This is a genomic window from Streptomyces sp. NPDC044704, assembly GCF_056433525.1.
The window spans coordinates 78,292-102,899 of sequence record NZ_JBWKGY010000022.1 but is presented as its reverse complement, the minus strand read 5'-3'; the positions used below and the strand labels follow the sequence as shown (position 1 = coordinate 102,899).

Annotated in this window: 19 protein-coding genes and 2 riboswitches; of the genes, 9 read left to right on the top strand and 10 right to left on the bottom strand. The window is 72.6% G+C overall.

Features of this window, described 5'->3' with window-relative positions:
- Positions 1 to 113: 113 nt before the first annotated feature.
- Genes AC07B0_RS34735 through AC07B0_RS34715 form a run of 5 tightly spaced genes read right to left on the bottom strand, consistent with a single transcriptional unit; the run spans position 114 to position 5,587 of the window.
- Positions 114 to 965: an enoyl-CoA hydratase gene (locus AC07B0_RS34735; protein WP_469381849.1), complete on the bottom strand. Its 852-nt coding sequence runs from the start codon at positions 963 to 965 to the stop codon at positions 114 to 116.
- Positions 962 to 1,864: a 3-hydroxyisobutyrate dehydrogenase gene (gene mmsB, locus AC07B0_RS34730; protein ID WP_469381851.1), complete on the bottom strand. Its 903-nt coding sequence runs from the start codon at positions 1,862 to 1,864 to the stop codon at positions 962 to 964. The genes AC07B0_RS34735 and mmsB overlap by 4 nt, the downstream gene beginning before the upstream one ends.
- Complete coding sequence (locus AC07B0_RS34725; RefSeq protein WP_469381853.1) at positions 1,861 to 2,943, bottom strand: enoyl-CoA hydratase/isomerase family protein; 1,083 nt, start codon at positions 2,941 to 2,943, stop codon at positions 1,861 to 1,863. Before AC07B0_RS34725 ends, mmsB begins: the two co-directional genes overlap by 4 nt.
- Positions 2,940 to 4,091: an acyl-CoA dehydrogenase family protein gene (locus AC07B0_RS34720; RefSeq protein WP_469381855.1), complete on the bottom strand. Its 1,152-nt coding sequence runs from the start codon at positions 4,089 to 4,091 to the stop codon at positions 2,940 to 2,942. The genes AC07B0_RS34725 and AC07B0_RS34720 overlap by 4 nt, the downstream gene beginning before the upstream one ends.
- Entirely contained in the window at positions 4,088 to 5,587 is a 1,500-nt protein-coding gene (locus AC07B0_RS34715) for a CoA-acylating methylmalonate-semialdehyde dehydrogenase (RefSeq protein ID WP_356877080.1), read from the bottom strand. The genes AC07B0_RS34720 and AC07B0_RS34715 overlap by 4 nt, the downstream gene beginning before the upstream one ends.
- Before the next feature lie 190 nt (positions 5,588 to 5,777).
- Positions 5,778 to 5,947: riboswitch (cobalamin riboswitch) on the bottom strand.
- A gap of 61 nt (positions 5,948 to 6,008) precedes the next feature.
- Between AC07B0_RS34715 and AC07B0_RS34710 the strand changes: the two genes are divergently transcribed.
- Complete coding sequence (locus AC07B0_RS34710; protein WP_469381859.1) at positions 6,009 to 6,923, top strand: cobalamin-binding protein; 915 nt, start codon at positions 6,009 to 6,011, stop codon at positions 6,921 to 6,923.
- A 15-nt stretch (positions 6,924 to 6,938) separates the two neighbouring features.
- On the opposite strand, the gene AC07B0_RS34705 is transcribed toward AC07B0_RS34710, so the two are convergent.
- The gene (locus AC07B0_RS34705; protein ID WP_478899911.1) at positions 6,939 to 8,357 is read right to left on the bottom strand and encodes a short-chain fatty acyl-CoA regulator family protein; all 1,419 of its coding nucleotides are present in this window, start codon (positions 8,355 to 8,357) and stop codon (positions 6,939 to 6,941) included.
- A gap of 387 nt (positions 8,358 to 8,744) precedes the next feature.
- On the opposite strand from AC07B0_RS34705, the gene aceA reads away from it, so the two are divergent.
- The 5 genes from aceA (at position 8,745) to AC07B0_RS34680 (ending at position 16,276) form a co-directional block, all read left to right on the top strand.
- Positions 8,745 to 10,031, top strand: coding sequence for an isocitrate lyase (gene aceA, locus AC07B0_RS34700; RefSeq protein ID WP_467291631.1), 1,287 nt, complete (start codon positions 8,745 to 8,747; stop codon positions 10,029 to 10,031).
- Positions 10,032 to 10,177: 146 nt separating this feature from the next.
- Positions 10,178 to 11,776, top strand: coding sequence for a malate synthase A (aceB, locus tag AC07B0_RS34695; RefSeq protein ID WP_478899909.1), 1,599 nt, complete (start codon positions 10,178 to 10,180; stop codon positions 11,774 to 11,776).
- Positions 11,773 to 12,657 carry a 3-hydroxybutyryl-CoA dehydrogenase gene (locus tag AC07B0_RS34690; protein WP_356877070.1) on the top strand — a complete coding sequence of 295 codons (885 nt, stop codon included), beginning with the start codon at positions 11,773 to 11,775 and terminating at the stop codon, positions 12,655 to 12,657. Before aceB ends, AC07B0_RS34690 begins: the two co-directional genes overlap by 4 nt.
- Before the next feature lie 150 nt (positions 12,658 to 12,807).
- Positions 12,808 to 13,032, top strand: a riboswitch (cobalamin riboswitch).
- Between the two features lie 175 nt (positions 13,033 to 13,207).
- Complete coding sequence (gene metE / locus AC07B0_RS34685; RefSeq protein WP_478899906.1) at positions 13,208 to 15,520, top strand: 5-methyltetrahydropteroyltriglutamate--homocysteine S-methyltransferase; 2,313 nt, start codon at positions 13,208 to 13,210, stop codon at positions 15,518 to 15,520.
- 210 nt (positions 15,521 to 15,730) lie between these two features.
- Complete coding sequence (locus AC07B0_RS34680; protein WP_478899904.1) at positions 15,731 to 16,276, top strand: DM13 domain-containing protein; 546 nt, start codon at positions 15,731 to 15,733, stop codon at positions 16,274 to 16,276.
- A gap of 30 nt (positions 16,277 to 16,306) precedes the next feature.
- On the opposite strand, the gene AC07B0_RS34675 is transcribed toward AC07B0_RS34680, so the two are convergent.
- The 3 genes from AC07B0_RS34675 to AC07B0_RS34665 are packed head-to-tail and all read right to left on the bottom strand — an operon-like array spanning position 16,307 to position 19,024.
- Entirely contained in the window at positions 16,307 to 17,467 is a 1,161-nt protein-coding gene (locus tag AC07B0_RS34675; RefSeq protein ID WP_469381868.1) for a nucleotide disphospho-sugar-binding domain-containing protein, read from the bottom strand.
- Positions 17,468 to 17,481: 14 nt separating this feature from the next.
- On the bottom strand, positions 17,482 to 18,084 hold the full coding sequence (locus AC07B0_RS34670; RefSeq protein WP_356877064.1) for a dTDP-4-dehydrorhamnose 3,5-epimerase family protein: 603 nt from the start codon (positions 18,082 to 18,084) through the stop codon (positions 17,482 to 17,484).
- Between the two features lie 4 nt (positions 18,085 to 18,088).
- Positions 18,089 to 19,024, bottom strand: a complete 936-nt coding sequence (locus tag AC07B0_RS34665; protein WP_469381870.1) for an NAD-dependent epimerase/dehydratase family protein — start codon at positions 19,022 to 19,024, stop codon at positions 18,089 to 18,091.
- Between the two features lie 245 nt (positions 19,025 to 19,269).
- On the opposite strand from AC07B0_RS34665, the gene AC07B0_RS34660 reads away from it, so the two are divergent.
- A complete protein-coding gene (locus AC07B0_RS34660) occupies positions 19,270 to 19,920 on the top strand; it encodes a hypothetical protein (protein ID WP_478899903.1) in 651 nt (216 codons plus the stop codon).
- Positions 19,921 to 19,984: 64 nt separating this feature from the next.
- Here the strand turns inward: AC07B0_RS34660 and katG are convergent, their stop codons facing one another.
- Entirely contained in the window at positions 19,985 to 22,216 is a 2,232-nt protein-coding gene (katG, locus tag AC07B0_RS34655; RefSeq protein WP_478899902.1) for a catalase/peroxidase HPI, read from the bottom strand.
- Between the two features lie 308 nt (positions 22,217 to 22,524).
- Between katG and AC07B0_RS34650 the strand changes: the two genes are divergently transcribed.
- Positions 22,525 to 22,935: a Fur family transcriptional regulator gene (locus tag AC07B0_RS34650; protein ID WP_356877056.1), complete on the top strand. Its 411-nt coding sequence runs from the start codon at positions 22,525 to 22,527 to the stop codon at positions 22,933 to 22,935.
- Positions 22,936 to 23,049: 114 nt separating this feature from the next.
- Positions 23,050 to 24,498, top strand: coding sequence for an MFS transporter (locus tag AC07B0_RS34645; protein ID WP_478899901.1), 1,449 nt, complete (start codon positions 23,050 to 23,052; stop codon positions 24,496 to 24,498).
- Positions 24,499 to 24,608 lie beyond the last annotated feature (110 nt).

The window sequence follows — 24,608 nt, the reverse complement described above, 5'->3', positions numbered from 1 at the left end:
ATCCGACACCTCTGGTGCCCCGGTGTGAATGCCGGAGGGGTGCTGCCGGGCGCTGCCCGGACATGAACGTACGGCCGCCGCGGACGCGACGGCCGTACGTTTTTCGTGCCCGGTCAGCCGTGGCTGAAGTGCGGCGGGCGCTTGTCCACGAACGCGGACATGCCCTCCTTCTGGTCGGCCGTCGCGAACACCGCGTGGAACAGACGGCGTTCGAACCGGACGCCCTCGGTCAGCGTGGTCTCGAAAGCCCGGTTCACGGCCTCCTTCGCCATCATCGCGACCGGCTTCGACATGCCGGCGACGGTCTCGGCCACCGAGAGGGCCTCGGCGAGGAGCTCGTCGGCCGGCACGATCCGGGACACGAGCCCGGCGCGTTCGGCCTCCTCCGCGCCCATGGTGCGCCCGGTCAGGCACAGCTCCATCGCCTTGGCCTTGCCGACGGCCCGGGTGAGCCGCTGGGAGCCGCCGATGCCGGGGATGACGCCCAGCTTGATCTCGGGCTGCCCGAACTTCGCCGTGTCGGAGGCCAGCAGGATGTCGCAGAGCATGGCGAGCTCGCAGCCGCCGCCCAGGGCGTAGCCGGACACCGCGGCAAGCGTCGGCGTACGGACCTGGCCGAGCCGGTCCCAGGCGGTGAACCAGTCGGAGAGGTACATGTCCATGTAGCTCCGCGGCCGCATCTCCTTGATGTCGGCGCCCGCCGCGAAGGCCTTCGCGGAGCCGGTCAGGACGATGCAGCCGACCTCCGGATCCCGGTCCAGCTCCTCCGCCGCGGCCACCACCTCGGTCATGACCTGGAGGTTGAGGGCGTTGAGCGCCTGCGGCCGGTTGAGGGTCAGCAGGGCCACCCGGCCCTTGCGCTCCAGCAGGATCGTCTCGTAGGACGTGCCGGTGTTCTTCGTTCCGGTGACGGAGTCGGTGTCGGTGTCGATGTCGGCGTCGGTGTTGATGTCGGTGTCGGTCATGCGGTCGTTCCGTTCTGCGGTCGGAGGGTGCGGACGATCGCCGAGAAGTCCAGTCCGGCGCCCTCGCCCCCGGCGAACGCGGCGTACAGTTCGGCGGCCTTCAGGCCCAGCGGCGCGTCCACGCCGCCGGCCCGCAGGGCGTTGGCAGCCAGGCCGAGGTCCTTGGCCATGAGCGGAGCGGCGAACCCGGGCCGGTAGTCGCGGTTGGCGGGACTCGTCGGAACCGGCCCGGGCACGGGGCAGTTGACGGTGAGGGCCCAGCACTGACCGGAAGCCGTGGAGGCCACGTCGTACAGGGCCTGGTGGTCCAGGCCGAGGCTCTCGGCGAGGACGAAGGCCTCGCTGACACCGATCATCGACACGGCGAGGATCATGTTGTTGCAGATCTTCGCCGCCTGTCCGGCGCCCGCCGCCCCGCAGTGCACGGCCTTCTTGCCCATGGCGTCGAGCAGCGGCAGCGCCGCCGCGTACTCCGCCTCCCCGCCGCCCGCCATGAAGGTGAGCGTGCCCGCCTCGGCCCCCACCACCCCGCCGGACACGGGCGCGTCGAGCGCCCGGTGCCCGGCCGCGGCGACGGCCTCGTGGGCGGCCCGCGCGTCGGCCACGTCGATCGTCGAGCAGTCGACGAACAGGGTCCCCGGCCGGGCGGCCGCGAGCAGCCCCTGCTCCCCGTACAGGGCCAGGACGTGACGGCCGGCCGGCAGCATGGTGATCACCACGTCGGCCTCCCGCGCCGCGGCGACGGCCGAGGCGGCCGGCTCGACACCCGTCGCCGCGGCCGCGGCCAGCAGGTCCGGGACGAGGTCGAAGCCGAGCACGCGGTGGCCGGCCTTGACCAGGTTGGCGGCCATCGGGCCGCCCATGTGGCCGAGTCCGACGAATGCGACGGTGCTGCTCACCAGGGCACCTCCTGAGACGACGCGGGTGCGGCGAGGCGGAGTTCGCGCTCGCCGAGCGGGGCGAAGAAGCGGTCCACGTCCGCCGGGGCGACGGCCTCCAGCGTGGCGGGGGACCAGTGCGGATCACGGTCCTTGTCGATGACCTGGGCGCGGATCCCCTCGGCCAGGTCGGGGGAGGAGAGCGCGGCGCGCGAGACGCGGTACTCCTGCTCCAGGACCCGTTCCAGCGGCCCGAGCCCGCGGGCCCGGCGCAGCGCGGCGAGGGTGACCTTCACCGCGGTGGGGGACTTCGTCAGCAGCGTGGCGGCCGCGTCCTTCGCGGCGGGGACGCCCGCCGCCAGCCGCTCGACGATCTCCTCGGCGCCGCCGGCGGCGTAGCAGTGGTCGATCCACTCGCGCGCCCCGGCCAGTTCACCCGCCGGCGGCTCTTCCACGTACCGCTCCAGTACGGCGCGTACGGAGTCGCCCGCCAGGTCCCGCGCCAGCGCGGGCAGCGCCGCCGAGGGGACGAAGTGGTCGGCGAGCCCGCACAGCAGGGCGTCCGCGGCGCCCACGGCGCCGCCGGTCAGCGCCAGATGGGTGCCGAGCTCGCCGGGGGCCAGGCCCAGCAGGTAGGTGCCGCCGACGTCGGGGACGAAGCCGATGCCGGTCTCGGGCATCGCGACGCGGGAGCGTTCGGTGACGATCCGTACGCTGCCGTGGGCCGAGACGCCGACGCCGCCGCCCATGACGATGCCGTCCATGAGGGCCACGTACGGTTTGGGGTAGCGGGCGATGCGGGCGTTGAGCCGGTACTCGTCGCGCCAGAAGTCCAGCGAGGCGGTGCCGCCGCTCTTCGCGTCGGCGTGGATCGCCCGGATGTCGCCGCCCGCGCACAGGCCGCGTTCGCCCGCTCCCTCGATGACGACGGTCTCGACGGCCGGGTCCCGCTCCCAGGCGGCGAGTGCCGCGTCGATGCGGAGCACCATGGGGTGGGTGAGGGCGTTGAGGGCCTTGGGACGGTTGAGGGTCAGGTACGCGGCGTGCCCCTCGGTGCGCAGGAGGACGTGGTCGTCGTACTCGGGGTGTTGGTCGTTCATCGCATGCTCTCCGTCAGTCCGCGGGCGACGATCACGCGCATGACCTCGTTGGTGCCCTCCAGGATCTGGTGCACCCGCAGGTCGCGGACGATCTTCTCGATGCCGTACTCGGTGAGGTAGCCGTAACCGCCGTGGAGCTGGAGTGCGCGGTCGGCGACCGCGTACCCGGTGTCGGTGGCGAACCGTTTGGCCATCGCGCACAGGCGCGGGGCCAGCGGATCGCCCGCGTCCAGGGCCTCCGCCGCCTGGCGGAGCAGCGCACGGGCGGCGGCCAGTTCCGTGGCCATGTCGGCGAGGCGGAACTGGAGCGCCTGCGCGTCGAGGAGCCGGGCGCCGAAGGCCTCGCGGTCGGCGAGGTAGGCCACGCTGCGGTCCAGGGCGCTCTGCGCGCCGCCGAGGGAGCAGGCGGCGATGCCGAGCCGGCCGCCGTTGAGGCCGTTCATCGCGATGCGGAAGCCGTTGCCCTCGCCGCCGAGCCGCCGGTCGGCGGGCAGGCGCACGCCGTCGAGGACCACCTGGCGGGTGGGCTGTGCGTTCCACCCCATCTTGTGCTCGTTGGCCCCGAACGAGACCCCCGGGTCCTCGCGTTCGACGACGAAGGCCGAGATCCCGCCCGGCCCGGGAGCCCCGGTGCGGGCCATGACGACGTAGACGCCGGCGGCTCCCGCGCCGGAGATGAACTGCTTGACGCCCGTCAGGACGTAGTGGTCGCCGTCCCGTTCGGCGCGGGTGCGCAGGGCTGCGGCGTCGGAGCCGGCGCCCGGTTCGGTGAGGCAGTAGCTGCCCAGGGTGTCCGCCGAGCAGAGCGCCGGCAGCCACCGCGAGCGCTGGGCGGCGTCCCCGTAGCGGTCGATCATCCAGGCGACCATGTTGTGGATGGAGAGGTAGCCGGCGATGGAAGGGCAGCCCGTCGCGAGGGTCTCGAAGACGAGCACCCCGTCGCTGCGGCTGAGTCCCGAACCGCCGTGCTCCTCACGGACGTAGACGCCGCCGAGGCCGAGGGCCGCGGCCCTGCGGATGACGTCGACGGGGAAGTGCTTGTCCTGGTCCCAGGCGACGGCGTACGGGGCCAGGTGCTCCTGGGCGAAGTCGAGGGTGACCTCGGCGAGGGCGAGCTGGTCCTCGGTGAAGGTGGTCACGGCGCTCATCCCATCGTGGGGATGGTGAAGCTCGCGCCCTCCTTGACCCCGGAGGGCCAGCGCGAGGTGACGGTCTTGGTACGGGTGTAGAAGCGGATCGAGTCCGGCCCGTGCTGGTTGAGGTCGCCGAACCCGGACCGCTTCCAGCCGCCGAAGGTGTGGTACGCCACGGGCACGGGGATCGGGACGTTGACGCCGACCATGCCGGCGCCCACGCGCCGGGTGAAGTCCCGGGCCGTGTCCCCGTCGCGGGTGAAGATGGCCACGCCGTTGCCGTACGGGTGCTCGGTGGGCAGGCGCAGGGCCTCCTCGTAGTCGGCGGCCCGTACGACGCTCAGCACCGGGCCGAAGATCTCCTCGCGGTAGATCCGCATGCGCGGGGAGACCCGGTCGAAGAGGGAGGCGCCGGCGAAGAAGCCGTTCTCGTGCCCCGCGAGGGTGAACCCGCGTCCGTCGACGACGAGTTCGGCGCCCTCCGCCTCCCCGATGCCGACGTAGCGGTTCACCCGGTCGAGGGCGTCCCGGCTGACCAGCGGTCCGAAGTCGGCGTCGGGATCGTCCGAGCGGCCGATGCGCAGGGTCGCGATCCGCTCCCTCAGCTTCGCCACGAGCGCGTCCGCGGTCTCCTCGCCGACGGGCACGGCCACGGCGATGGCCATGCAGCGCTCGCCGGCGGAGCCGTACCCGGCGCCGATCAGGGCGTCGACGGCCTGGTCGAGGTCCGCGTCCGGCATCACGATCATGTGGTTCTTGGCGCCGCCGAAGCACTGGGCCCGCTTGCCGTGGGCGGCGGCGGTCGCGTAGATGTGCGCCGCGATCGGGGTCGATCCGACGAAGCCGAGGGCCTGGACCCGCGGGTCCTCCAGCAGGGTGTCGACGGCCTCCTTGCCCCCGTTGACCACGTTGAGCACGCCCGGCGGCAGGCCCGCCTCCAGGAACAGCTCCGCGAGGCGCAGCGGCACGGAGGGGTCCCGCTCGGAGGGCTTGAGGACGAAGGAGTTGCCGCAGGCCAGGGCGGGCGCGGCCTGCCACAGGGGGATCATGGCGGGGAAGTTGAAGGGGGTGATCCCGGCGACGACGCCCAGCGGCGCGCGCAGGGAGTGCACGTCGATGCCCGTCCCGGCGTTGTCGGTGAACTCGCCCTTGAGCAGGTGCGGGATGCCGGCGGCGAACTCGACCACCTCCAGGCCGCGTTGCAGGTCACCGTGGGCGTCGGCGACGGTCTTGCCGTGCTCGGCGGACAACAGCCGTGCCAGGGAATCCCGTTCGCCCTCCACCAGCTGGAGGAAACGCAGCATGACGCGGGCGCGCCGCTGGGGGTTCCACTGCCCCCAGTCGGCCTGGGCCGCCTCGGCGTCCGCGATGGCGGCCTCGGTGTCGGCGCGCCCGGCGAGCGGGACGCGGGCCTGGACGGAGCCGGTGCTGGGGTCGTACACGTCGGCGTGGAGGCCGGACGTTCCGGTGACGTGCTTGCCGCCGATGAAGTGGGTGAGTTCGCGGACCATGGGTGCCTGCTCTCGTCAGGTGCGGATCCGGGGATGGCACGGCGGACCGGCGGCCGCGCCCGGTCGGGCGCGTCGCTGGGGAAGGCCGTGGGACTACGAACGCGCGAAGGAGGTGTGCGCGCGCTCCGCCGGATCACCAGGGTCGTGGGTACAAACCGGTGCCATGCGTGTCTTCTCCATCCTCGTGGACAACACGGAACGTTCCGCGGCCGGTATCCTGACTCCCGGATCCCCGCGTGCCACCCGCCTTCCCGACAGCCCTCGTCAGTGGCGTTGGACGGCAGCACACTCCCCGGTCACAGTGGCGGGACCGTGCCGGTTTTTCACCGGCTTCCCTGCACCGCGGACCTTATGGGCACGAACATATAGTTGGACGTCCTAGTAAGTCCACCCCCGCCGGCCGCGCGCCTACAGTCGGTCCATGCGCATCGTCTCCCTCCTCCCCGCGGCCACGGACATCGTCGCGGACCTCGGTCTCGCCCCCGACCTGGTCGGACGCACCCACGAATGCGACTGGCCGGCCGAGGCGGTCGCCTCCGTACCCGTCGTCACGCGGGCCGAATGGGCGGCGGACGAACTCAGCAGCCGGGAGATCTCCGACGCCGTCGGCGGGGCCGCCCACTCCGGCTCCTCGCTCTACACCCTCGACACCGGGGCGCTCGCCGCCCTCGCGCCGGACGTCGTCCTCACCCAGGACCTCTGCGACGTCTGCGCCGTGTCCTACGCGGGCGTCTCCCGCGCCGTGCGCGTCCTCGACGCCGGACCGCGCGTCCTGAGCCTGGAGCCGCGCACCCTCGACGACGTACTGGACTGCCTGGTCACGGTCGGGGAGCTGCTCGGCGTACGGGAGCGGGCCGAGCGGCGCCGGGAGGAACTGCGGGCGCGGCTCGACGGGGTGCGGCGGCTGACCGCGGGCCGCGCCCGGCCCCGCGTGGTGACCGTCGAATGGCTCGACCCGCTCTGGCCCGCCGGCCACTGGGTCCCCGAGCAGATCTCCTGCGCGGGAGGCGAACCGCTCCTCGCCGCCCCGGGCGAGCACACCAAACCGATGACCTGGGACGCCGTCCGCGCCGCCCGCCCCGACGTCGTCCTGGTCATGCCGTGCGGCTTCCCTCCCGAACGCACCCTGCGGGAGCGCGAGTTGCTGACCTCCCTGCCCGGCTGGGAGGAACTTCCCGCCGTACGGGCCGGGGAGGTCTGGGTCCTGGACGGGCCCGCCTACTTCAACCGCCCCGGCCCGCGCGTGGTCCGCGGCGCCGAAGTCCTCGCCCACGTCCTGCACTCCGTACGGGCGGGGGAGCCGGTCACCCCGGCCGAGGCGCGGCGCCTGGACTGACCGGCCGGTCCCCGCTCAGCCACGCCCCGGCCCGGCGGGAGCGCCCGTGACCGGGTACGGGACGAAGGTGCTGCTGTTCTCGTCCACCGCCAGGGCCCGGCCCAGCGGCGGCACGGCCCGCTGCGGGCAGTCCAGCCGCTCACAGAGCCGGCACCCCATTCCGATCGGCGTCGCGGCCGCGGCGTTCCCGAGGTCGAGCCCGTCGGCGTACACGAGCCGCGACGCGTGCCGGATCTCGCAGCCGAGGCCGATGGCGAAGGTCTTCCCCGGCTCGCCCCAGCCGCCGCGGTGGCGGGTGACGGCCCGGGCGGTCCACAGGTGCCGCTGCCCGTCGGGCATGGCCGCCACCTGCACGTGGATCCGGCCGGGCGCGGCGAAGGCCTCGTACACGTTCCACAGCGGGCAGGTGCCGCCCGCGCGGGAGAAATGGAAGCCGGTCGCGGACTGCCGCTTGGACATGTTCCCCGCCCGGTCCACGCGCACGAAGGAGAAGGGCACCCCGCGCAGCCTGGGACGTTGCAGGGTGCTCAGGCGGTGGCAGACCGTCTCGTAGCCGAGACCGAAATGGTCGGTGAGCCGCTCGATGTCGTACCGGAACTCCTCGGCGGCGGTGTGGAAGGCCGTGTACGGAAGGATCAGCGCGGCCGCGAAGTAGTTGGCGATGCCGATCCGCGCCAGAGCGTGCACGGGGGAGCCGGCCGGGAAGTCCTCGGCCGCCAGCCGGTCCAGCTCGTCGCCGTACTCGATCAGCCCCAGCTGGGTCGCCATCCGGAAGGCCTGCTGTCCCGGCCGGAGCCGGTTCGACAGGTGCAGGACGCGCCCGGCGGCGTCGTAGTGGTGCAGCCGGTCGCAGTCCGCGGCGATCCTCACCCCGTGCCGGCCGGCGAGCCGGCGCGTCAGCGCGTGGACGACGTCCCCCGGGCGGATCCCGATCTCGCGGGCCAGCGCCTCGGCCGCGAGGTCGGCGTCGTGAAGGTAGTTCTGCCGCCGGTAGAAGAACTCGCGGATCTCCTCGTGGGGCGACCGGGGCGCGTCGGCCACCACGTCGCGGCCGTCGGCCGCGTCGGCGAGGCGCTCCGCCAGGAGCTGGCCGCGCCGCCCCAGGTCCAGCAGCACCGCGGCCACCGCCGGCATCCGCGTGGCCAGCTCCGCCAGGTCGGAGGAGGACACCCGGGCCTCGGCGACCTCCCCGGCCAGGGCCTCGCGCAGGTCCGCGACCAGCCGGCTCGTGTCCCGCTCGGAGAAGAAGCCCGGATCCACCCCGAAGACCTCGGTGAGCCGCAGCAGCACCGGAACGGTCAGCGGGCGCGAGTCGTGCTCCATCTGGTTGAGGTAGCTCGGCGAGATGGCGAGCACCCTGGCCAGGTCGGCCTGGGTCATCCGCCGCTCCTCGCGCAGCCGCCGCAGCCGCGCCCCCGCGTACGTCTTGCCCACCGTGCTCCCCCTCGCCCCGCATGCCCTCGACGTACGCGTCACCCTATGCGGAACCGCGCCCGCCGAGGCATTGGCAAACATGGCAAAACCGCCTCCGAAGATTCGCAAAGCTTGGCAGACGTACCTCCTTGATGGCACCCAGTGCCAGTGCCAGAGTCAGTCCTGCGGCCCGCCGGAACCGGTAGCCGGGATGGACCAAGGACCCCCGAATCACGCCCTGATGTCGAGGATCACCGCAGTCCCCTCCCGTAGAGCGGCAGCATTGCTCAGCTCCTTCCCGCGGGCGGGTTCGGCGGCCGCACCCCCTTCTCAGGCACAGAGTGCCAATGGCCGGACCGGAGTCCGGGCCCTTGGCAAGACAAGCGACGGATGGAAACGGTGACGGTCATGGCAGAGGCGAACACGACGGCGGCGGCCGAGCAGCTGGAGCAGCGGTGGGCCGACGACCCGCGCTGGGCGGGCATCGAGCGGACCTACACCGCGCAGGACGTGGTCCGGCTCTCCGGCAGCGTCCGCGAGGAGCACACCCTCGCCCGGCGCGGAGCCGAGCGCCTGTGGCGGCAGCTCCACGAGCGGGACTATGTCCACGCGCTGGGCGCCCTGACCGGCGGCCAGGCCGTCCAGCAGGTCCGGGCTGGACTCCAGGCGATCTACCTCTCCGGCTGGCAGGTCGCGGCCGACGCCAACCAGGCCGGTCACACCTACCCCGACCAGAGCCTCTACCCGGTCAACTCGGTCCCGCAGGTGGTCCGCCGCATCAACAACGCCCTCCTGCGCGCCGACCAGATCGCCACCGCCGAGGGCGGCGCCGACACCACCGACTGGCTCGCCCCGATCGTCGCCGACGCCGAGGCCGGCTTCGGCGGCCCGCTCAACGCCTTCGAGCTGACCAAGGCGATGATCGCCGCCGGCGCCGCCGGCATCCACTACGAGGACCAGCTGGCCTCCGAGAAGAAGTGCGGCCACCTCGGCGGCAAGGTCCTCGTCCCCACCTCGCAGCACATCCGCACCCTGAACGCGGCCCGCCTCGCGGCCGACATCGCCGACACCCCGACCGTGATCATCGCCCGTACGGACGCCCTCGCCGCGAACCTGCTGACGAGCGACGTCGACGAGCGCGACGCGCAGTTCGTGACGGGGGAGCGCACCGCCGAGGGCTTCTACCGCGTCCAGAACGGCATGGCCCCGGTCATCGCCCGCGGCCTGGCCTACGCCCCGTACGCGGACCTGATCTGGGTCGAGACCGGCACCCCGGACCTCGCCCAGGCCCGCGAGTTCGCCGAGGCGATCCACGCGCGGTACCCGGACCAGATGCTCGCCTACAACTGCTCGCCCTCCTTCAACTGGAAGGCGGCCCTGGACGACGACCAGATCGCCAAGTTCCAGCGCGAGCTCGGCGCCATGGGCTACCGCTTCCAGTTCATCACCCTCGCGGGCTTCCACTCCCTCAACCACGGCATGTTCGACCTGGCCCGCGGTTACGCCGAGCACGGCATGACCGCGTACGTCGACCTCCAGGAGCGGGAGTTCGCCGCGCAGGCGCAGGGCTTCACGGCCGTCAGGCACCAGCGCGAGGTCGGCACCGGCTACTTCGACCTGGTCTCCACCGCCGTCAACCCGGCCTCCTCCACCACGGCGCTCTCCGGCTCCACCGAGGAAGAGCAGTTCCACTGAGCCCACCCGGCCCACCCGACCTACCCAGCCCACCTGCCCCACCCGAGCCACCTGCCCCACCCGCGTCGCCGGCCCGGCCGGCCGCTCCCGACGGGTGCCCGGGGGACCTCCCCCCGGGCACCCACCGCCCCGCTGAGGAGAACCGCATGCCCCTCCCGCCCCTGACCAGCAGCGTCCAGGTCCTCGGTGCACCGGGTGAGCGCCACGAGGAGATCCTGACCCCCGCGGCCCTGGAGTTCATCGGCCGGCTCGACCACGCCTTCGCGGCCCGCCGCCTGGAGATCCTCAGGGAACGCCGCCGACGCTCGGGCCACCTCGCCGGCGGCACCCCGCTCGACTTCCCGCTCGCCACCCGCGCCGTCCGCGACGACCCCCACTGGCGGGTCGCGCCGCCCGCACCCGGCCTCACCGACCGCAGGGTCGAGATCACCGGCCCCCCGGAGCGCCGCATGGCGGTCAACGCCCTGAACTCCGGCGCCCGCGTATGGATGGCCGACTTCGAGGACGCCACCGCCCCGACCTGGGACAACGTCATCGGCGGTCAGCTCAACCTGCTCGACGCCATCGAACGCCGCATCGACTTCACCACCCCCGAGGGCAAGGAGTACCGCCTCGGCGACGACCTCGCCACCATCATGGTCCGCCCGCGCGGCTGGCACCTGACGGAGGAGCACCTGGAGATCGACGGCCGCCCCGTCCCCGCCTCCCTCGTCGACTTCGGCCTGTACTTCTTCCACTGCGCCCAGCGGCAGATCGACGCCGGACACGGCCCGTACTTCTACCTCCCCAAGCTGGAGAACCGGTACGAGGCCCGCCTCTGGAACGACATCTTCTGCTTCGCCCAGGAGCTGTTGGGCATCCCGCGCGGCACCGTCCGGGCCACCGTCCTCATCGAGACGATCACCGCCGCCTTCGAGATGGAGGAGATCCTCCACGAGCTGCGCGAGCACAGCGCCGGCCTCAACGCGGGCCGCTGGGACTACCTGTTCAGCCTCATCAAGACCTTCGGCCACCGCACCGACTTCCAGCTGCCCGACCGCGCCAAGGTCACCATGACCGCCCCGTTCCTGCGCGCCTACACCGAACTCCTCGTCCGCACCTGCCACAAGCGCGGCGCCCACGCGATCGGCGGCATGGCCGCCCACGTCCCCGGCCGGGACCCCGGAGCCGACGACGCCGCCCTCGCCAAGGTCCGGCTCGACAAGGAGCGGGAGGCCGAGGACGGCTTCGACGGCTCCTGGGTCGCCCACCCCGGCCTCGTCCCCGTCTGCCGCCAGGTCTTCGACGGCGTCCTCGGGGACCGGCCGGACCAGCGTGAGCGCACCCGCGAGGACGTCGAGGTCACCGCCGCCGACCTGCTGTCCGTCCGCAGGACCGCCGCCCCGCCCACCCACGAGGGCGTCCGCTCCAACATCGCCGTGTGCCTGCGCTACTTCGACGCCTGGCTGCGCGGCAGCGGAGCCGTCGCCCTGGGCGGGCTGATGGAGGACGCCGCCACCGCCGAGATCGCCCGCGTCCAGATCTGGCAGTGGATCCGCCACGAACGCGTGGACCGGGCCACCGTGACCGACCTCCTGGACGCCGAATGCGCCGCCCTGGAGGCCGAGGACCCGCGGGCCCGCGCCCTCGAAGCCAGGGAGGTCTTCGTGGACACCGCACTGTCGGTGCGGCTGCCCGCCTTCTTCACCCCCGAGGCCTACACGCGCCACCTGGTCCGCCACGTCACCGCGGGGGTGACCGCGTGAGCGCCCCCGCACGGCCGGCCGGCATCCGGCGCGTCGGAGTCGTCGGCGGCGGCCAGATGGGCGCCGGCATCGCCGAGGTGTGCGCCCGCGCCGGACTCGACACCGTCGTCGCCGAAGCGGACGCCGCCGCGGCCCGGGCCGCCCGCGAACGCGTCGCCGTCTCCCTGGAACGCGCCGTCCAGCGGGGCAAGCTCGACCGGATCTCCGCCGAGGACGCCCTCGCCCGGCTCGTCTTCACCGGAGACCTGGAGGACCTCGCCGACCGGCAGCTCGTCATCGAAGCGGTCACCGAGAACCCCGAGGCCAAGACCGAGGTGTTCACCCGCCTCGACAAGACCGTCGAGGACCCCGGGGCGATCCTCGCCACCAACACCTCCGCGATCCCCGTCATGCGGCTGGGGATGGCCACCGGCCGCGCCGACCGGGTGGTCGGCCTGCACTTCTTCAACCCGGTACCCGTCCTGCCCCTCGTGGAGGTCGTGACCTCCCTCCACACCTCGCAGGACACCCTCACCCGCGTCGAGGACTTCGCCCGCGACACCCTCGGCAAGACCACCGTCCGCTCCCAGGACCGGGCCGGCTTCGTCGTCAACGCCCTCCTGGTCCCCTACCTCCTCTCGGCCATCCGGATGGCCGAATCCGGGTACGCGAGCCCGGCCGACGTCGACGCCGGCATGGAACTCGGCTGCGCCCACCCGATGGGACCGCTCAAACTCGCCGACCTCATCGGCCTGGACACCGTCGCGGCCATCGCCGACTCGCTCTACGAGGAGTTCAAGGAACCCCTGTACGCCCCGCCCCCACTGCTCCAGCGGATGGTGCAGGCCGGGCTGCTGGGCCGCAAGAGCGGCCGCGGGTTCCACACCTACGGCCGGGGCTGAGGGGCCCCGGCACGTCCCCCGGGCAGAGGGTGCGCCGGGGACGCGGGAGTGCGGCGCGGGTACGGCGAGTGGTGTCGCCGCACCCGCGCCGCATCTCATTTCCCCGTCCGGCATGTGGACGGTTGGACCGGTTCTCGACCGGGTCCGCCTACGCTGGCGTCCGCAGCTGGTTCGCCCCGTCCGCCAGACGGGATGCGTCGTAAGAGGGAACCCGGTGGGAATCCGGGACTGCCCCGCAGCGGTGAGCGGGAACGACCGCCGTCATACGCACTGGGACCGGAACCGGTCCTGGGAAGCGACGGCCAGTAGGTGCCCGCCGGGAGACCGGCAGGCGCGCCCGCGAGTCCGAAGACCTGCCCGTTGCCCGTGCGCGAACGACCGCGCACGGTTTCCCGGTGACCTCGTGGGCGGGTCGGCGTGCACCTCAGGCGGATCCTCCCCGTCGCGTACCCCGTCGTACGCGGTCCCGGCGGTCCGCCCGTTCCGGCACCCCTTCGCACCCTCGGACCGCCACCGGGTCCATGGAGACACGCTCGCGAAGGAGAGTTCCGTGACCACCGAATCCGCAGCCGCGGCAGTACGGGCCACCGTGTACGGCTACCCCCGCCAGGGCCGCAACCGCGAACTGAAGAAGGCCGTCGAGGGCTACTGGAAGGGCCGCGTCAGCGCCGACGCCCTCCGGGAGACCGCCCGCGACCTGCGCCGCACCAACTGGGCCCAGCTGGCCGACGCCGGCATCACCGAGGTTCCGACCGGCGACTTCTCGTACTACGACCACGTCCTGGACACCACGGTCATGGTCGGCGCGATCCCCGCCCGCCACCGGGCGGCCGTCGAAACCGACGCCCTCGACGGGTACTTCGCGATGGCGCGCGGCACGCAGGACGTGGCCCCGCTGGAGATGACCAAGTGGTTCGACACCAACTACCACTACCTGGTCCCCGAACTCGGCCCCGACACCGTCTTCACGGCCGACTCCGCCCAGCAGGTCGCCGCGCTCCGCGAAGCCCTCGCCCTCGGCCACACCGCCCGCCCGGTCCTGGTCGGCCCGGTCACCTACCTGCTGCTCGCCAAGCCCGCCCCCGGCGTGGCCGACGACTTCGAACCGCTCACCCTCCTGGACCGGCTGCTGCCCGTCTACGCCCGGGTACTGGCCGACCTCAAGGCGGCCGGCGCCGCATGGGTCCAGCTCGACGAACCCGCCCTGGTCCAGGACCGCACCCCCGCCGAACTGAACGCCGCCGCCCGCACCTACCGGGAGCTCGGCGCGCTCACCGAACGCCCCAAGCTCCTCGTCGCCACCTACTTCGACCGGCTCGGCGACGCCCTGCCCGTCCTGGCGAAGGCGCCCGTCGAGGGCCTCGCCCTCGACTTCACCGACGCCGCCGACGCCAACCTCCGCGACCTCGCCGCCGTCGGCGGCCTGCCCGGCAAGCGCCTGGTCGCGGGCGTCGTCAACGGCCGCAACATCTGGATCAACGACCACAAGAAGTCGCTGGCCACCCTCGGCACCCTCCTCGGCCTCGCCGGCTCCGTCGACGTCGCCGCGTCCTGCTCCCTGCTCCACGTCCCGCTCGACGCCACCGCCGAACGCGACATCGACCCGCAGATCCGGCGCTGGCTCGCCTTCGCCCGCCAGAAGACCACCGAGATCACCACCCTCGCCCGCGGCCTCGCCCAGGGCCCCGGAGCGATCACCGCCGAACTCGCCGCCAACCAGGCCGACCTCGCCTCCCGGGCCACCTCCCCGATCACCCACGACCCGGCCGTCCGCGCCCGCACCGCCGCGATCACCGACGCCGACGGCCGCCGGGCCCAGCCCTACGCCGAACGCGCCGCCGCCCAGCACGCCCACCTGCGCCTGCCGCTGCTGCCCACCACCACCATCGGATCCTTCCCGCAGACCGACGAACTGCGCGTGGCCCGCGCCGACCTGCGCGCCGGACGCGTCGACACCGCCGGGTACGAGGAGCGCATCAAGGCAGAGATCCGCGAGGTCATCGCCTTCCAGGAGAAGACGGGCATCGACGTCCTGGTGCACGGCGAGCCCGAACGCAACGACATGGTCCAGTACTTCGCGGAACGGCTCACCGGCTACCTCGCCACCCAGCACGGCTGGGTGCAGTCCTACGGCACCCGCTACGTGCGCCCGCCGGTCCTCGCCGGGGACATCTCCCGCCCCGAACCGATGACCGTCCGCTGGACGGCGTACGCCCAGCAGCAGACCGCCAAGCCCGTCAAGGGCATGCTCACCGGCCCCGTCACCATGCTCGCCTGGTCCTTCGTCCGCGACGACCAGCCGCTCGGCGAGACCGCCCGCCAGGTCGGACTGGCCCTGCGCGACGAAGTGGCCGACCTCGAAGCGGCCGGGACCTCCGTCATCCAGGTCGACGAGCCCGCCCTGCGCGAAACCCTGCCGCTGCGGGCCGACGGCCACGCCGACTACCTCGCCTGGGCCACCGAGTCCTTCCGCCTCACCACCAGCGGCGTCCGTCCCTACACCCAGATCCACACGCACATGTGCTACGCCGAGTTCGGCGACGTCCTCCAGGCCATCGACGACCTCGACGCCGACGTCATCAGCCTGGAGGCGGCCCGCTCCCACATGCAGGTCGCCGGCGAACTCGCCACCGCCGGCTACCCCCGCGAGGTCGGACCCGGCGTCTGGGACATCCACTCCCCGCGCATCCCCTCGGCCGCCGAGGCGGCCGCGCTGCTGCGCAAGGGGCTGGAGGCCATCCCGGCCGAGCGGCTCTGGGTCAACCCCGACTGCGGCCTGAAGACCCGCGGCTGGACCGAGACCCGCACCTCCCTGGAACACCTGGTGGAGGCGGCCCGCGAGGTCCGCACCGAGACCGCCTGATCCGACCGCTCCGATCCGGCTGATCCGCCCGCCGGCCGGAACGGCCCTTCCCGGCCGTTCCGGCCCCCTCGCGCGCGGCCCCCGGCGCCGGTCGCGCCGGTCCGGGGGTCGCCGTAAGACTTCCGTCATCATGCCCGCCCTGTCGGCGCGGGCGCCGGCACCGTTGAATGGCGGGAGACGGAACACGAGGAAAGGCAGCATCCGGTGGCCATGAAGAAGCGGCGCACGACACTGATCGCGGCGGTACTGGTCGCCGCCACTGCCGCGCTGGGCGCGGGCCTGTACTGGTTCCAGCCGTGGAAGCTGTGGCAGGACGACACCGTCCGCGAAGCCCTGCCGGCCGTCGCGGCCGCCGCGCCCTCCCCGGCCCCCCGGGGTTCCGCGCCGTCCTCGCCCGCCGGCCCCCGCACGGTCGCCGAAGGCGCCCTGATCAGTCACGAGCACGCCACCACGGGCACGGCCAGGGTCATCCGCCTCCCCGACGGCACCCACACGCTGCGCCTGGAGGGCCTGGAGACGAGCAACGGCCCCGACCTGCGGGTCTGGATCACGGACGCGCCGGTGAAGGAGGGGGTGGCGGGCTGGCGCGTCTTCGACGACGGGAAACACCTCAGCCTCGGCAAGCTCAAGGGCAACAAGGGCGACCAGAACTACGAGATCCCCGCCGGAGTGAACCCGGCCGAGTACACCAGCGTCACCATCTGGTGCGACCGCTTCGACGTCTCCTTCGGCGCGGCCCCCCTCGCCGCCGTGTGACCGCGCCCTGACCGCTCCGGCGGGGGCGGCTCAGCCCAGACCGCGAGCCGCCTCACGGTGGACGTGCACCGACCGCTCCAGGTCCTGGACGAGCTGCGCGGCGGAGGGCATCCGGTGCACCTCGTCCCGCAGCCGCCCGGCCGCCTCGCGGTAGGACGGGTTCCCGAGGAGTTCCCCGACGGCGCCGGCGATGTTCCCGGTGGTGTTGTCCGCGGGCAGGATCTGCACGCCCGCCCCGTACGCGGAGATGCGCGCGCCGTGATCCTCCAGGCCCGGCATGTTGGGGACGAAGACCTGGGGAATGCCGTACGCCAGGCAGGTCAGGGTGATGTTCCCGCCCGCGTGATGGACCATCAGGTCACAGGTGGGGGCGAGGACGTCCACGGGGAGCCACCCGGCGCGGCTGCCCGCCGGGAGGAGGGGCTCCAGCTTGGCCGCCACGTCGTCCGGGGTCGCCACGAGCAGCTCGACGTCCAGGGAACCGACCTTCTCGACGAGGCCGCTCAAGGAGTCGAAGTCGTCGTCCGGCGTGACCCGGCTGCCCGCGCTGACGAGCACGCGGGGGCGGCTGCCCTTGGCGTACATCCAGGGCTCCAGCGGCAGTTGCGTGCTGCACGCGATGTGGCGCAACGACAGGGCCGCGGGCGCCGTGGCGGGCCGCACGCTCGACGGCATGACGCTGATGGAGAAGTCCGGGGCGGGCGGCGCCTGGAGACCGAGCGCTTCGAGCTCCGGCGCGAGTTCCGACACCGCGGCGAGGTCGACGGACAGGGGTTCGCCGATGTCGGTCGCGAAGCGGACCCAGGGCACGCCCGCGTGGTGGGCCGCGAGGGGGCCCGCGTACGCGAGGACGTTCGAGACGACCAGGTCCGGCTGCCACCGGTCCACGAGCTCCAGCAGCCCGGGAAGGGAACTCGCCGCCAGCCGGCCGAACATCCGGCCGATGGCGATGTTGCGCTCCGGGCCGTCCGCGGGCGTCTGGACCAGGTTGCCCTGACGGTCGTAGCGGCAGTCCTGGATGGTGCTCCGGGTCACGGAAACGGCGGGGATGCCTGAGTTGATGATGGCGGACATGGTGACTTCCGGGCCCGTCATGATGACCTCGTGGCCCGCGTTGCGCGCCGCCTGGGCCAACGGGATGTCGGGGAAAATGGTTCCGGCGCCGTTACCGCCTACAAAGAGAATCTTCATGTACCGAGGTTCGATCAGGAAGCTCGAGCCCGGCTAGAAGGAATCCTGATGTCCCGCCATTCGATCAGGAGACCGGCGGCCCGTACCTTTCTCAGGCTCGGGGCGGCGCGGTCCTTGTCGGAAATGAGCGGAGGCTCGGTGTACCCCCACGGGACCGCCAGTTCCGGATCCAGCGGGTCGATGTCGATCTGGGTACCGGGCACGTAGGTGCTGTCCACGGCGTAGCTGGTGCAGGCCTCCTCGCTGAGGGCGAGGAAGCCGTGCCCGACGCCTTCGGGGACGTACACCGACGTTCCAGAGGCGGCGTCGAGCACGGTGCTGTGCCAGCGGCCGAACGTGGGGGACCCGATCCGCAGGTCCACGACGAAATCGCGGATGATCCCGCGCACACAGGTGATGAATTTCGTCTGCCCGGGCGGACTGGTCACGCTGTGGATTCCCCGGAGGGTATTCTTCCGGGACACGGAGTAATTGATCTGACGGGTCACGAACCGTTCCCCCGTGACGCGCTCGAATTCATCGGTGCGCATCACTTCGTAGAACGATCCCCGTTCGTCCACGATGGCTTCGGGCGTGACTACGTAGGCCCCCGGTATGGGCGTCTCCTCGATGCGCACGCCGTCACCCCGCCCGTGTGGACAGTTCGGCGGACAGCAGGTCGCCCAGTGACTCGTCCAGGCTCCTGCGCGGGGACCAGCCCAGCACCCGGCGGGCCCGGGAGATGTCCGACTGCTGCCACTCGACGTCCGTGCGGCCGGTGTCGCCCGCCCGCTCCTCGACGATCCGCACGTCGAGCCCGCTGGAGGCCACGAGACGGTCCACGAGGTCCCGCACCGGCACCGCGGTCCCGCGTCCCACGTTGATCGTCGCGTCCTTCGGCCCGAGGGGTACGGAGGCCGCCGCCAGAACGGCGTCGCAGACGTCGCGCACGTCGACGTAGTCGCGGCGCGCCCGCAGGGGGGCCAGCCGCAGTTCGAGCTCCGGGGTACCGGCCCGCACGGCGTCGGCCAGCCGGGCCCCGACCGACCCCAGCAGACTGCCCCGGGCCGTACCCGGGCCGCAGACGTTGGCCACGCGCAGGACGACGGCGTCCAGCCGGCCGGCTTCCACGGCCCGCAGGACGGCCAGGGATCCGCGCAGCTTCGACTTCCCGTAGGGGGTGACCGGCGCGGGCTCGTGCTCTTCGGGGGTGCCGGATCCGACCGTGCCGGGACCGTACTCGTGGATGGTGCCCAGGTGGACGAGGCGGGGCCGGCCCGGCGCGGCGGCGAGCGCCTCGACCAGGTCCTCGACGGCCAGGGCGTTGGCCTCCAGCATGTCCTGTTCCGTGGCCTGCCAGGCGCGTCCGGCGGCGTTCACCACGAGGTCGGGCCGCAAGTCGTCCAGCAGGGCGGCGAGTTCGCCGGGCGCCGTCGCGGTGAGGTCGAGGCGGACCGGGCCGCCCGTGCGCGAGGCGGTGGTGACCCGGTCTCCCGCGGCGTCGAAGGCGGAGTGCAGACGGGTGCCCAGGAACCCGGTGCCGCCCAAGAGCAGGACATGTCGAGGTGCAGTCGTCATCACTGGTCCGTTCGCAGGGAGGGGAGGAATCACCAGACTTGGCCATTTCTCATCCCCTGCCAAGCAAGTTGACGGGCAAATGACGTTGCGTTCGCTGCGAATTGTGATGGGGAGTGGCGCGAAGCCATGAGACCGCCGTGTCCGGAACCCGACGTTCGCTCCAACGAATCTCCATCGGCGTGGCCAAGAGTCACGCCACGGGCGGGAAAGGTACCGCTCCGGTTTCGTGAGAGAGAGGAACTCCAGTGCAGAGCAAGTGGAAGCTGACGGGCGGAGCGGTCGGTTCGCTGGGTCTGGCCCTGACCGCGTTGATGGCCACGTCCGGCACCGCCGCCGCGACCACGGCCCCCGGGGTCACGACGACGAGCACCCTCCCGTACGTCTGCCAGACCCGGGTCTCCGGCCAGTGGATACCCGTCGAGTACAGCAGAAACTTCACCACCACGGCTCCGGCCAAGGTGGCGCCGTTCCACACCTTCAAGGTGACCTTCGACTCGGCGCCCATCAAGGCGATCGCCGACTACAACAAGCTGCTGAACACCATCTCGTTCAACTACAAGGTTCCGGCCAACGCCAAGATCGTCAGCTACAGGCTGACGGGCGGCAGCAACCTGGGCACCGCCCACCAGTGGGTCGAGCGCAACGGCAGCGACCTGCGCGTCAAGTCCGACGGCGAATGGGCCGGCGGCGTCGAGTTCGACTTCCCGAACCTGGAGGTCACCCTCCGCGCCCCGGGCAGCGGCACCCTGACCACGGGCGCCGGCGGTTCCAGCTTCACCGACACCGCGTTCGGCTGGAACCGGCTGCAGCCGGTCACCAACGAGTGGGACCCCTTCCAGTGCTACGCCGACCCGGCGAAGCCGGTCGCGTTCTCGACCACCACGGTCGGCTACTGACGGGTCCGGTCACACAGCCGTACGGGCCGGCCGGGGAACACCCGGCCGGCCCGTACGCGCACGGTCAGACGAGGTCGAACCGGTCCAGGTTCATGACCTTGTCCCAGGCGGCGACGAAGTCCTTCACGAACTTCGCCTTCGCGTCGTCGCTCGCGTAGACCTCCGCGAGCGCGCGCAGCTCGGAGTTCGAGCCGAAGACGAGGTCGGCGCGAGTGCCGGTCCACTTGACCTCGCCCGTGGCGGAGTCGCGGCCCTCGAAGGAGTTGCCGTCCCCGGCCGTGGCCGACCACGTCGTGCCCAGGTCCAGCAGGTTGACGAAGAAGTCGTTCGTCAGGGTCCCCGGAGCCGTGGTGAGGACCCCGTGGCGCGACTGCTGGTGGTTCGCGCCGAGGACGCGCAGGCCGCCGACGAGGACGGTCAGCTCGGGGGCGCTCAGGTTCAGCAGGTTCGCCCGGTCGATCAGCAGGTACTCGGCCGGCAGGCGGTTGCCCTTGCCGAGGTAGTTGCGGAAGCCGTCGGCGCCCGGCTCCAGCGCCGCGAACGACTCCACGTCGGTCTGCTCCTGCGTGGCGTCCACGCGGCCCGGGGTGAACGGGACCTCGACGTCGAAGCCCGCGTCCTTCGCCGCCTGTTCGACGGCGGCGGCTCCCGCGAGGACGATCAGGTCGGCGAGCGAGATCCGCTTGGCCCCCGACTGGGCGGAGTTGAAGGACTCCTGAATGCCCGTCAGGGTCCGCAGGACGGTCGCCAGCTGGTCCGGTTCGTTGACCTCCCAGCCGGCCTGCGGCTGGAGACGGATCCGCGCGCCGTTGGCACCGCCGCGCTTGTCGCTGCCGCGGAACGACGAGGCCGAGGCCCAGGCGGCGGAGACCAGCTGGGACACGGACAGTTCGGAGCCGAGGACCCGCGCCTTCAGGGAGGCCACGTCGTCGGCGTCCACGGTCTCGTGCGTCAGCGCGGGGAGGGGGTCCTGCCACAGCAGCGTCTCGGCCGGGACCTCCGGGCCGAGGTAGCGCACGACGGGCCCCAGGTCGCGGTGGGTCAGCTTGAACCAGGCGCGGGCGAAGGCGTCCGCGAACTCCGCCGGGTTCTCGTGGAAGCGCCGGGAGATCTGCTCGTAGGCCGGGTCGACGCGGAGCGAGAGGTCGGTCGTCAGCATCGTCGGCGCGTGGGTCTTGGACGCGTCGTGGGCGTCGGGCACGGTACCCGCCCCGGCGCCGTCCTTCGGCCGCCACTGGTGCGCGCCGGCCGGGCTCGTGAACAGCTCCCACTCGTAGCCGAAGAGGATGTCGAAGAAGCTGTTGTCCCAGGTGATCGGCGTGTTCGTCCAGATCCCCTCCAGACCGCTGGTGATCGCGTCGGCGCCCTTGCCGGTGCCGTACGAGTTCTTCCAGCCGAAGCCCTGCTGCTCGATCGGGGCGGCCTCGGGGTCGTCGCCGACGCTCTCCGCCGGGCCCGCGCCGTGGGTCTTGCCGAAGGTGTGGCCGCCCGCGATCAGGGCGACCGTCTCCTCGTCGTTCATCGCCATCCGGCGGAACGTCTCCCGGATGTCGCGCGCCGCGGCGAGCGGGTCCGGATTGCCGTTCGGGCCTTCCGGGTTGACGTAGATGAGGCCCATCTGGACCGCGCCGAGCGGGTTCTCCAGCTCGCGGTCGCCGGTGTAGCGCTCGTCGTCGAGCCAGGTGGTCTCCGGACCCCAGTAGACGTCCTCGTCGGGCTCCCACACGTCGGCCCGGCCGCCGGCGAAGCCGAAGGTCTCGAAGCCCATCTGCTCCAGGGCGACGTTGCCGGTGAGGATCATGAGGTCGGCCCAGGAGAGGCTCTGGCCGTACTTCTTCTTCACGGGCCACAGCAGGCGGCGGGCCTTGTCGAGGTTGCCGTTGTCCGGCCAGCTGTTGAGCGGGGCGAAGCGTTGCTGCCCGGCCCCGGCGCCGCCGCGGCCGTCGCTGATCCGGTAGGTGCCGGCGCTGTGCCAGGCCATCCGGATCATGAAGGGGCCGTAGTGGCCGAAGTCGGCCGGCCACCAGTCCTGCGAGGTCGTCAGCACCTCCGCGATGTCCCGCTTCACCGCCGGGAGGTCGAGGGTCTTGAACGCCTCGGCGTAGTCGAACTCCTCGCCGAGCGGGTTGGCGACGGCCGGGTTCTTGGCGAGGATCTTCAGGTTGAGCCGTTCCGGCCACCACTGGCGGTTCCCGCCACCCTGGGTCGGGTGCGGGGCCCGCTCGTGCGCGACCGGACAGCCACCGCCGCCCCCGTCCTTCGCGTCTACGACGATTGCATCATGGTTCTCAGACATGGGAATCCTTCCGGACCGAGCGGATCACGGTGCTAAGGAACTGCATGTACGGGGAACAGTCGGGGCACAGGACGCGGGCCCCTCTGGAATCGGCCTCGGCCGCGTCGGTCTCCTCGACGCCGAGGTGGTCACCGTCCCGGACGGCTCTCCTGCCGCTCTGGAATCTTCCTGTCCCTTGGCTGCCAACGAATCCGATCCTACGATGGACAGGGTCCAAGTCAAGATGAACACCAAGCTCCGTGCCGTGGGCCCGGCCGCCCTCCGGCGCCGTGCGGGCCTCCCGCCTCGACCCGAACAGGTGATCCGACATGAGTGACCTGCTGGAGCGGCTGCGAGGGCGCGGCTGGAGGATGACGTCCCAGCGGCGCGTGGTCGCGGAGGTCCTCGACGGCGATCACGTGCACCTCACGGCCGACGAGGTGCACGCCCGTGCGGTGCGCAGACTCCCGGAGATCTCCCGGGCGACCGTCTACAACGCCCTGGGCGAGCTGGTCTCCCTCGGCGAGATCGCCGAGGTCACCACCGACGGCCGGGCGAAGCGCTACGACCCGAACGCGCACCACCCGCACCAGCACCTGGTGTGTACGGGCTGCGGCCTGATCCGCGACGTCCACCCGGCCGGCGACCCGCTGGCCGGCCTGCCGGACGAGGAGCGGTTCGGCTTCGCGGTCGCCGAGGTCGAGGTCACGTACCGGGGGCTGTGCCCGGCCTGCGCGTAGGCCGGAGCCGGCGGGCGGGGGAGGGCGGGGCCGAGGTGTCCGGGGCGGCCTCCGCCGTCCCGGAACCGGCAACGATCTTTGCCGTACGCGCAGCCCCGCCCGCACGCTCCGCGCATGAACCCGCACAGCCGTACCCCGAACGCCCCGGTCCGCTCCGGCGCCGCCACCGGGCCGGGCCCGCGCTCGGTCCGCGGCGCCCTCGCAGGCCTGTCGCTGTCCGTCCTGCTGCCCTCGCTCGGCACGAGCGTCGTCCCCGTCGGACTCCCCGCGCTGGCCGGGGCCTTCGACGCCTCCTTCCGGGCGGTCCAGTGGATCGTCCTGGCCTACCTCCTCGCCCTCACCACCCTCGTCGTCGGCGCCGGCCGCCTCGGTGACCTCCTCGGCCGCCGCCGACTGCTCCTGGGCGGGACCGCCGTGTTCACGACGGCCTCGCTGCTGTGCGGCGCGGCGCCGACCCTGTGGCTGCTGATCGCCGCCCGGGCCGCGCAGGGCTTCGGGGCCGCCGTCATGACGGCCCTCGCCATGACCTTCGTCGCCGAGACGGTGCCGAAGGACCGGACCGGCGGCGCCATGGGTCTCCTCGGCACCGCCTCCGCGGTCGGCACCGCCCTCGGTCCCTCGCTGGGCGGCTTCCTGATCTCCGGATCCGGCTGGCAGGCGATCTTCCTCGTCAGTGTGCCGCCGGGCCTCCTCGCCCTGTTCCTCGCCCACCGCCACCTGCCCGCCGACCGGCCGCGGCCCGAGCCGGACCGCCCGGGCTTCGACCGCCCGGGCACGCTGCTCCTGGTACTGGCGCTCGCCGCGTACGCCCTCGCCATGACGCTCGGGCGCGGCTTCGGCCCGGTGAACGCGGCGCTGCTGCTGGCGGCCGTCTGCGGAGCGGCCCTGTTCGTACGCGTCGAGGCGCGGGCGGCGTCCCCGCTGATCCGGCTGTCCGCGTTCCGCGATCCGGCGCTGAGCGCGAGCCTCGTCACGAGCGCCCTCGTCTCGACGGTGATGATGACGACGCTGGTGGTCGGGCCGTTCTACCTCGCCCGCGGACTCGGCCTCGAACAGGCCCTCGTCGGACTGGTCCTGGCGGCCGGTCCGGTCGTCGCCGCGCTGACCGGCGTTCCGGCCGGCCGGGTCGTGGACCGTTTCGGCGCGGGGAGTACGACCCTCGCGGGCCTCGCGGCCATGGCGGCCGGCGCCACCGCCCTGTCCGTTCCCGGGAACCCGGGGGTGTTCGGCTACGTGGCCCCCCTCGTGGTGGTCACGGCCGGCTACGCGGTGTTCCAGACGGCCAACAACACCGCCGTCATGGCCGACGTCCCCCCGGACCGCAGGGGCGTCGTGTCCGGGGTGCTCAACCTGTCGCGCAACCTCGGGCTCGTCACCGGCGCGTCCGTCATGGGCGCCGTGTTCGCCCTCGCGACGGCGTCCGCCGACATCGCGACGGCGGACGCCGCCTCCGTCGCCGCCGGCACGCGGATCACGTACGCGGTGGCGGCCGGGGTGACCGTCGCCGCCCTCGCCGTCGCCGCCGCCGGCCGCGCCCTCGCACGGAGCGCCCGGCGCGCGTGAGGAGGTTCACCGGCACCTCGCGCGTTGCGCAGGATGCTCCGTCCGGTCACAGAGTGGTGGAGACCACTTGTCCCCGGGTTTGAAGTCGTTCTAGCCTCCTCCAAGTTGTG